Annotated in this window: 7 protein-coding genes; 6 read left to right on the top strand and 1 reads right to left on the bottom strand. The window is 40.7% G+C overall.

Annotation, left to right across the window (positions count from 1 at the left end; genetic code table 11):
• The 4 genes from tssD to C9J38_RS18885 form a co-directional block, all read left to right on the top strand.
• A partial coding sequence (tssD, locus tag C9J38_RS18900) for a type VI secretion system tube protein TssD (RefSeq protein WP_146144071.1) occupies positions 1–230 on the top strand: 230 nt, incomplete at its 5' end.
• A 112-nt stretch (positions 231–342) separates the two neighbouring features.
• The gene (locus tag C9J38_RS18895; RefSeq protein ID WP_107208444.1) at positions 343–2385 is read left to right on the top strand and encodes a type VI secretion system tip protein VgrG; all 2043 of its coding nucleotides are present in this window, start codon (positions 343–345) and stop codon (positions 2383–2385) included.
• Entirely contained in the window at positions 2361–2945 is a 585-nt protein-coding gene (locus C9J38_RS18890; RefSeq protein ID WP_158259525.1) for a DUF4123 domain-containing protein, read from the top strand. The genes C9J38_RS18895 and C9J38_RS18890 overlap by 25 nt, the downstream gene beginning before the upstream one ends.
• Positions 2946–2961: 16 nt before the next feature.
• Positions 2962–5430, top strand: a complete 2469-nt coding sequence (locus C9J38_RS18885; protein WP_107208442.1) for a LysM domain-containing protein — start codon at positions 2962–2964, stop codon at positions 5428–5430.
• Between the two features lie 56 nt (positions 5431–5486).
• Here the strand turns inward: C9J38_RS18885 and C9J38_RS18880 are convergent, their stop codons facing one another.
• Positions 5487–6497: an SUMF1/EgtB/PvdO family nonheme iron enzyme gene (locus tag C9J38_RS18880; protein WP_107208441.1), complete on the bottom strand. Its 1011-nt coding sequence runs from the start codon at positions 6495–6497 to the stop codon at positions 5487–5489.
• Between the two features lie 320 nt (positions 6498–6817).
• On the opposite strand from C9J38_RS18880, the gene C9J38_RS18875 reads away from it, so the two are divergent.
• Both C9J38_RS18875 and ylqF read left to right on the top strand, forming a co-directional pair.
• Complete coding sequence (locus C9J38_RS18875) at positions 6818–7789, top strand: tetratricopeptide repeat protein (RefSeq protein ID WP_107208440.1); 972 nt, start codon at positions 6818–6820, stop codon at positions 7787–7789.
• A gap of 701 nt (positions 7790–8490) precedes the next feature.
• Complete coding sequence (gene ylqF, locus C9J38_RS18870) at positions 8491–9444, top strand: ribosome biogenesis GTPase YlqF (protein WP_199187159.1); 954 nt, start codon at positions 8491–8493, stop codon at positions 9442–9444.
• Positions 9445–9695 lie beyond the last annotated feature (251 nt).

The raw sequence follows: 9695 nt of genomic DNA, 5'->3' as shown, positions 1-9695 counted from the left end.
AGTGGTACCGCACATCGGTTGAAGGTAAACAAGAGCACTACTTCACCACAACGCTGACCGATGCAACGATTGTTGATATCAACACCCACATGCCACACTGCCAAGATTCATCAAAAGAAGACTTCACTCAGCTTATTGAAGTCTCAATGGCTTACCGTGCGATTAACTGGGATCACACGGTATCGGGCACATCAGGTGCTGATGATTGGCGTGCACCGCTAGAAGCGTAATCACTCCACCATGTCTCAGCCTACACACGCCTGTGTAGGCTGCTTTTCGTTTATGCCTTTGCTAAATACGCCGCAAGGCCGACGTTAGCAAAGGTTTAATCACGAGGTCAGTATGGCAACAAAAACGGGTTTGCAATTTACATTTGAAGTCGATGGGCTAGATGCTGATGCCTTTGCCGTCACGCAATTTTCAGGCACTGACAACCTGTCTTTGCCTTTCGCTTTTATCATCGACTTAGCCAGTCGTCACCCTGCCTATACACCGCAAGAGACCGTCGATAACACGGCCACACTCACGGTCTGGCGAGACGGTGAGCAGCAACAGCAATGGCATGGCATTATTCGACGTTTCACCCAGGGTGACACAGGCCATCACCACACCTTGTATCAGGTAGAGTTTGTACCGCCAGCAGCCCGCCTCGCGTTGCGCCATAATAGCCGAATTTTTCAAACACAAACGGTGCCTGAAATTATCTCGGTGATATTACAAGAATTAGGGATTACCGATGTTGATTTCGTTTTAACGCGAGATTACGTGCAGCGTGAATATTGCGTCCAGTACCGTGAAACAGATTTGGCCTTTATCGACCGCATTGCCGCAGAAGAAGGCCTGTTTTACAGCTTTGTGCATGATAATAAAAAGAATACTCTGCGCTTTTCTGATGACACCCAAAGTGCCGCTCGACTGACGGCACCACTGGCCTATAACAGCCGCAGTGGTGGGCAAAGCGGCGTGCCTTTTGTACGCACCTTTGCTCGCCATACGCAAATGCGCCCATCGTCTGCGCAACTCAAAGATTACAGTTTTAAAAAGCCAGCTTATAGCTTCTTACAAACAGCCAATGCGAAAGAAGCCGATTATCAGCAAGCCAATTACGAACATTACGATTACCCAGGGCGTTACAAAGATGATGCCAGTGGTAAGCCCTTTACTTCTTTTCGACTCGAATCATTACGTCGTGATGCCAATACGGCCTACGGTGAAAGTAACACCCATGGCTTAGTGGCTGGGGTGAACTTTGCCTTGCAAGAGCACGATGATGAGCAATGTAATGACGAATGGCTCGTGGTGGCGGTTAACCATATGGGCACGCAACCGCAAGCATTAGAAGAAGCAGGCGGGCAAGGCGTAACGACCTATAACAATGACTTTATTGTGATACCCGGTCATCGCCCATGGCGAGCCCCCTACACGGCTAAGCCTCGTGTTGATGGCCCACAAATTGCGATGGTTGTTGGCCCTGAAGGCGAAGAGATTTACTGTGATGAATACGGTCGCGTAAAAGTCCAGTTCCCATGGGACCGATACAGTAACAGTGATGACAATGCGAGTTGCTGGATACGTGTCTCCCAAGGTTGGGCGGGGAGCCAATATGGCATGGTCGCACTGCCGCGTATTGGTCATGAAGTGATTGTTAGTTTCTTAGAAGGTGACCCAGACCAACCGATTATCACAGGCCGCACTTACCATGCGACCAACAAGCCTCCTTACCCGTTACCAGCGAATAAAACCCGCACGGTATTGCGCACGGAAACACACCAAGGTGATGGCTATAACGAGCTGCGCTTTGAAGACCAAGCTGGCAAAGAAGAAATCTACGTTCACGCACAAAAAGATGTGAACATGTTGGTGGAAAACGATCGCAAAGACGACATCAAACACGATTTACACCTGGATGTAGACAATGAACGCTTCACCCACATTAAAACTCACGATCACCTAACCGTCGACGGTGAAAGCCGTACCCATGTAAAAGCCGATCAAACCGTTGCGGTTGATGGCAGCTTACACATGAAACAAGGCCAAGCATTATTGGTGGATGCGGGTAATGAAGTACACCTTAAAGCTGGCTCAAAAGCCGTGATTGAAGCGGGTGCTGAAATCACGCTGAAGGCTGGCGGCAGCTTTATCAAAATAGATGCATCTGGCGTTTCAATTTCAGGGGCAGCGGTCAACATCAATGCAGGTGGCAGTGCGGGCAGTGGTACGGGATATGGCGGTATTGCCCCTTTACTTCCGGGGGCTGTTGAAGTCACAGAAGTCATGTCTCCTGCAGCTTTAATCAATTACCCAGCAGTGCTTCAGAGCGGGGCATTATTGGTTGAACTATGCACATGTGGAGGGGAAACATGTCCAATTCACTCTCAACAGTAATTGAAGTTAATTCATTAACTCCATTAGCACTGAAGAACTATCAATACGCCATTATTGAGCCGCAATTGTGCCAAGAAATTTTGAAATGGTATTACACCTATTCAATTTCGCCCCCTTTATTTAAAAAGCTCTTCGATGAATCCCCTTATCAATCGATCGATAATGGTCCGATTATCATTCAATTAGATGATATTAAGGATGATTTTTATAGCCTAATTTATGACAAGGCGATGCAATCTCCGATAGGCTGTTTTTTAACCTCGAGGCTTTCGTTGAAGTTATTACTTCCAAACTTAAGAGGTAGGCTGACAGCCAAAACGCCTAGTGGTGAATCTTTATTTCGATTTTATGAACCTCGTACGCTTGATGCATTCATTTCCACATTGAGTGAAGAAGAAAAAACAAACATTTTTTCCGGCATTGATGGCTTGCTTTGGTGGAATGATGGCTGGAAGTACTTTTCTCCACCACTGCAGCAAGAAGGTGAATTACGCCCTCAATTTCAATGGGCAATCAGTGATCAACAGATTGATAATATCAATCTGTTTTTAGCATCCTAACAGGCATTATTTTCTTATGACAAACTTATATACCGTTAAACCCAATGACACTCTGTTAGGTATTGCGATCAAAAACAAGATTAGCCTTGTTGAGCTGTTGGAGTTGAATCCTCAATACCAACCTAACCCAGATCTAATCAATATAAACGATAGTATTACCTTACCAAATAAAGAAAAGGCAAACTCAACAGACCTAAAGCCTGTTGATCCAGTCGATATGAATCGACCAACAGAAGGTGGTTGTGCCATTGCAAGACCTACCTGCAAAGGAATAGAAGTGTGTGATGTTGTATTCAAAACAGGAGATAAAACGAAAGATTACTTTTTGTTAGATAAGCATGCTCAAGAATTACTTGAAGAAGAAATTTCATATACTCAACAACTGATTGATGGATATGAGAAAGTATTGCAAAAAGCGCCTGAAAACAATACGAATCAAGATTCTGCCGCTGTTGCTGAGCATAAAGCCATGCGACAAAAATGGTATGACATAGCTATTTCTTCAGGAGCTCTGCCTGTTAATACGCAAACTGAAGCACAACCAACGCCTGAAGATGATCCTTTTGTAAATACAATTGGCATCAAGCGCAGTGATATTAATAGGAACACGGCACAAGCAAAAATAATTGAACTAGAAGAAAGGAAAAAGTTGCTTAATAAGGTTTTTACTTTAGAACCAACAGAGAGAACACTCGTTGATATTTTAAACACAGAGATAGATGCAGACCTGAAGCGGCAAAACGACTATATTAACGCTGTAACTAGTACTGATGAATCCTCGGTAAAACAAGGTATTAATCAAAAAAACTTTTCGTCAAAAAGTGTTGCGTTAACGAATCAAAAACCTGGCATCATTGAGATTTTTATCGTTTCACAAAATAGATTGGTTTACATACGCCAAGATTTTATGACACGAGAAGAACCTTTTTGGCGTCATTCAGAAAACCATACCCACTTGAATCAAGCTGTCTCTAGCGGCAATTGGAAAGAAATGGGTAAGGCAATATCATCAGATATTACAAATGGCATAACAGATGGTATTAAGAACACTATTGACGGCCAATTCGAAGGTAAAATAATAGGCTGGCAAGTCCCTGGTTATAAGCTCAAAGAATGGAAAGCAAATAAAGAATTTAAAGATGCCAACGGCGAAACGGTTTATGCCGTCAGTGCGGAAGCGCAATTACTAAGATTTGCAGCACAAGCCAGTGTGAAAGGTGATTTTAATCTTAAACAAGCTAAATTTGATCTCGGCTTTGCAGCCGAGTCTTCCGCTTCATTAGCAGAAGGTGCGGTTACATTTAATAGTTACTTCCCACATGAAAAAGGTTACTCCGCACTTATTACTTATACTGATGCTGACAGAAAACCTGCCTTATACCCTCTAGGGCATTTTAGATGTAGCGCAACGTTAACATTAAGTTGTTTAGTGACAGCGATGGCGAGTGGTAAAGTAATGTTCAAAAATCAGGCTGAGGAAAGTGCGGGAACTGGGGTTATTTTCTCTCCTTTCCCCACGATTGGGGTAAGACCATCAGGGCAAATAGGTGTCAGTGCTGAAGGGTTTGCTGGTGCTCAAGCCGGCGGGCAGTTAAGTGGAAAGGTCGAGTGGTTAATCCCTCAAAAGACGGGGACGACTGATTTTTCGGCTTTAGTTGAAATCAAAGCGGAAGGCAATGTGGCATTTGGGCTTGGTGCTGGGGTTGATTTTCAGGTTCGATTAGATAGAGGTAGCTTAGAAATCCATTGTTGTGCACGCTTAGTATGGGGGCCCGGAGCGTCCGGTGGTTTTGGCACCTCGATTGACTTTTCACAGTTATTTGAATTGGCAAAAATCATTTGGGAATCGATTGATACTATTGGCTACCGTATTATGGGTAATATAAATGAAGAGGCTTACACTTATTTATCTCGAGCCGCTTTTAGTGCATTTACAGAAAAAGATTTTAAACCGATAAAAGATGCAATAGAGATTGGAACTAAAGATATTGATGATTGGTGGCGATACCGTTTAAGAGAAGTGAAAAATAATTTATTCATTTCAGATGAAGCCAAACGCATAACAAAGCGAATTTTAGATCGAAACGTATTGAGTGGCGTTAGTTTAAGAATTCTTCCTCCTGAAACGGTAGGAATGATGCTCAATACCTTAGTCCATACGTATGTTTTCAACCGTGAAGAGAGACAGGAAAAAGCAATTTGTTTGTTATTGGCAGGCGCTATTCGCTCTTGGCGAAAGTTTGTTGAAGTGTTAGCCCACATGAATGAAAAGGGAGAAAAACAAACTACAGATGATGCGCTTGTGAAAAACCTACAGCGTATAAATTACATCTTAGATGGCGATCAACAAAAAGAATTTAATCAATGGATTGCTCAGTTAGCAAGTGTGAATTATTTAGAAAATATAGGGATGGTTCAAAAAATATTCCCATACACACCTACCAGTCCACACCTAAAAATCAAGCGTAATAATTTAAAACCGTAATGCAACGTTACCGGCAATAATAGCCATAGGTTATTATTGCCGATACTAAATGCATACTACTTTACTGGTGTCGTTTGTTGAACCGCGCAACGAAAGCCGTATGTTGGGTAATATCTTTTTTGAACTATATCTTCACCTGTTCTGTAAGTAGTTAGGTCCCACCCTCTTAAGACCTTTTTAGCTCCTGTTGATGGGCCTTGAGGATCGAGTTCTGAGGATTGTTGATAATAATCTTTGCTATACCAATCATTGACCCATTCTTGTGTATTTCCAGACATGTCATACAAACCAAGTGGGTTGGGTGGATACAATTTAACCTCATACATATCGTTATCGTTACCAATATTCCATTCATCTTTTGTGTAATCGACATACCTACCATCAACTAGATGCCTACCATTTTTGGGTTGGAGATAACCGTTGTTGGTAGCATAGTATAGATGCTTTCCACGATTTCTTGCTGCATATTCCCATTGTGCTTCTGTCGGTAAGTCAATCGGAGAACTCGTTAATTCACCCAGCCATAAACAGTAATCTTTTGCCTCTTGCCAGGTTTTAGTTGGTACTGCTGTGTTTTTAAACTCATCATCAGAAAAGTCATATTTTTCTCTCATATCAGCATCAACGACAGGTCGATGATGTGCCTTTTTAAAAGCATCAAAACCGTGATAAGTCGTTTCATGATTAGCTAATGAGTAGTTACTTAAGGTCACTTTATGTATAAAATTAGAGCCCGTTTTAAAGTTGGAAATCGTTGTATTACATTTAGCATCTGGCGACCAATCCATTCTATCCGTAGAAATGGGACTACAAGGTGCTTTAAATGCACCCATCATGAAGGTTCCACCTTTGATAAATACCATGCTTTCAAGTGATTCAACAGCAACTTCGACGATTTGATGTTGAAGTTTGGTATCTGCATCAGGGTAGAGCTTTTTTACTTTCGCTTCTATTTGAGTGATTTTTTCAGCTGGTACCGTTTTACTGGTTACTGAAGCGGTTGTCTCTCCAGTGCATGCTGTTAATACACATGCGCTTATTAATAGGCTCAGGTATTTTCTATACATTGCGCAATCAAATCCTTTCTGTACTCATTCTGTAAGGTAATGAATGTAACTTCGTTAAAATTCTTCTATTTTGATTTGCTACATTAAAACAACACTAAACTCATTATTCATTTAACTTAATGAATTAAAGTCAAATCTGTAATGATACATCACTACACGAGCAGGCAATAATTTGCGCGAAAAACAGTATATAAATATGTCTTTTAGAATTATGTTGAGCCAATTATTGCCCAGCAGTAATTAGGAGTACCCTTACCTATCTTAACTTATCAGTAGCCCCCCATAACAGCTTTATAGGCAGTAATAAGGATTAATAAATAATGCAAAAAGTAAAAATAGGTTACCGGTGGCTGTTATGTTTATGCCTGTTGTGCGCCTCACAAACACAGGCACAAACAACATACCCTGCGCCAAGCTCCATGTCTGTTGAAGATGCCTATCAATTAGGCGATTTACTCGTCGACCAATATAAAATAAAACAAGGGCAACCTTATTTGAAATACGCGGCAGATAAGGGGAATGCAAAAGCTGCTTTAGCTTATTCATGGACCTTTAGAACGAATATTATGGCCCAAACCCCTCAAGAACATGAATATGCTGTTAAAGCCGCGAAACTAGGAAGCGAAAAAGCTAAATTTGTTCTGTCGACAGATACAAATATTTATGGTGATAGAGAGGAATATCGTACGCCTTTAGTTAAAGAATTAAAAGTTAGAGCAGAACAAGGAGATGGTAACGCAATGAATATGTTATCCTTCTTATACCCTGATGAGTCTAATGACTGGTTGAAGAAAGCTGCTGACCATGAAAACTCAAAGGCACAGGCAAGCCTAGCAAGTATGTATGCTGGCGGAGATGGCTGGTTTTTCATACCTGGCAATCGAGAAAAAGAAGTAAAACGACTATACAATGCCTCTGCTGAACAGGGAAACTTTAGGGGAATGGAAGGTTATGCTTCTATAATTTATGATGAAGGCAATAAAAAAGAAGCGTTAGATATTTGGATAAAGATGGCAAATACTGGAGATGCTGGTTCTATAATATTTCTTGCTGCACGGTACCTACATTCATTACCACAAATCACTTACCCTGAAAAAGACGAAGTGCTTGGAGCTGCTTACTCAAAAATATATCTTGATTCAATGGGTACAGACAAAGAGCATGACCTTTATGATATTTATAAAGAACAATACCTTGAAACAATGAGTCATTTATCTGATGCCCAGAAAAAACAAGTCAACGACTTTGCTAAAGAGTTCTTAAGTAAACATACGGTGAGAGTACTTCGCTAATCTTGTATAGCCCTTATATTCATTGCCTTAAACGCTCCCTCTAATGGGAGCGTTTTTTATCGGTGAAAACAAAATACGTAAACTGTAACTTGAATATGTATCTACGATTTATCCAGAAAATTTAAGCCTTCAGGCCAATTATTGCCCAGCTGGTTATAGGTGTATTCTCAGCGAGGTGAAAAACCTCAAACTCGCGTTTTTTATGGAAGAGAGTAATAAAACATCCAGAATTTAAACTAAATATTTTTAGTTAACTTTGATTAGAATATCTCATCCAAAATTCTGTTAACACGATATGAATGAGTAAAAGTCTAACAAACTTTGGGGCATTTACGAGTTAGCAGAAAAGTTAACTCATTTGTGATTAGCCAACAGCCTATAGATTTTCTGATATCCAGACATGGTATATTCAACCTTCCTCACACCAAGGCTAAAGATTATTTCTAGTATTTTTTACTCTTTCCTCACCCTATCTGATATTGCTGACGTTTGTTGTTGTCCTTACTTACTCAAGTAGGCATGGATATAAAGAATGATTCCAATCCTCTTTATCATTTAAGAGTGATCTACTGCCAACTATGATAGAATTTCTATCAATAACTTAATAATGCAAGATAGAACCACTATTTTTCTTGCAACAGATTTTAGTCCCTCTGGTAGTACCCCAAGGGACACCTAGAAAAATAAAGAGTACATAAATAATGAGTAATAGCATTCAGTGGTTTCCAGGGCACATGCACAAAGCCCGCAAAGAAATTGAAGAAGCGATGCCGAAAGTTGATGTGATCATCGAAGTTTTAGATGCTCGTATCCCATTTAGTAGTGAAAACCCACTGATCAAATCGTTCCGCAATACCAATGACGGTAAGCCTGTTGTTAAAGTTTTGAACAAGCGTGATTTGGCCGATCCTGAGATGACTCAACTTTGGATTGATCACCTTGAAAAAGAGCAAGGCGTTAAAGCCATTGCTGTCACCACTGAAAACTTAAACGAAGTTAATCAGATCATGGATTTATGCCGCAAGCTTGCACCTCACCGTGAAGAAGCAGGTAAAAAAATTCGCACCATGATTATGGGGATTCCTAACGTTGGGAAATCAACCATTATAAATACACTTGCAGGCAGAACTGTCGCAATCACAGGAAACCAACCTGCTGTAACACGCCAACAGCAACGTATTAACCTCGATAACGGTGTACTGCTTTCTGATACGCCGGGAATTCTTTGGCCTAAAGTTGAAAACCCACATAGTGGTTTCCGCCTTGCTGCAACGGGTGCAATTAAAGATACCGCGATGGATTATATCGACGTGGCTTTCTTTACCATTGAATATCTGATCAAAGCATACCCAGATATGATCAAGGCACGTTATAACCTTGATGATGACCTACCTGAATCTGAAATTGAGCTAATGGAAGAGATCGGGCGCAAACGAGGTTGTTTAAAAGGTGGTGGTCGTGTTGATCTGCACAAAGCTTCTGTCATTCTTATCAATGAATTGCGTAACGGTACACTGGGGAATATTACTCTAGAGCATCCAGATATGATCACTGAAGAGCTGATCAATGTGGCGGTAGAAGCTGAACGTAAAGCTGAACAAAAGATCAAAAAGAAAGAAGAACGACGTAAACGCTATCTAAAAAATAAACGTTAATCGACTTCAAAATATAACTAGCCATCTTACTCTTAGTCCATATCGCTATATTAAGGTGGCTTTTTAGTATATGTAATCCAAACTCTTCATTAGAAACCAATTTTTTTATATTATTTTGATAAAAATGCGCTTTTGTTTGTTCTTTTTTTGCATAGAACAACAATTACAACACTAATCATTATTTAAACTCCCCCCTGTTCCGCAACAGTAAAACCAGTTCTAATTCTTTAAAAATAAATATATTAATCAGA

The sequence above is a fragment of the Photobacterium sp. GB-210 genome (assembly GCF_003026075.1).
In the GTDB taxonomy this organism is placed as follows: domain Bacteria; phylum Pseudomonadota; class Gammaproteobacteria; order Enterobacterales; family Vibrionaceae; genus Photobacterium.
This window is presented reverse-complemented; position numbering and strand designations above follow the sequence as displayed.

Coding starts and splice junctions, on each gene's coding strand:
- C9J38_RS18885 (WP_107208442.1), top strand. CDS start 2,962: ATGACAAACTTATATACCGTTAAACCCAATGACACTCTGTTAGGTATT.
- C9J38_RS18890 (WP_158259525.1), top strand. CDS start 2,361: ATGTCCAATTCACTCTCAACAGTAATTGAAGTTAATTCATTAACTCCA.
- ylqF (WP_199187159.1), top strand. CDS start 8,491: ATGAGTAATAGCATTCAGTGGTTTCCAGGGCACATGCACAAAGCCCGC.
- C9J38_RS18875 (WP_107208440.1), top strand. CDS start 6,818: ATGCAAAAAGTAAAAATAGGTTACCGGTGGCTGTTATGTTTATGCCTG.
- C9J38_RS18895 (WP_107208444.1), top strand. CDS start 343: ATGGCAACAAAAACGGGTTTGCAATTTACATTTGAAGTCGATGGGCTA.
- C9J38_RS18880 (WP_107208441.1), bottom strand. CDS start 6,497: ATGTATAGAAAATACCTGAGCCTATTAATAAGCGCATGTGTATTAACA.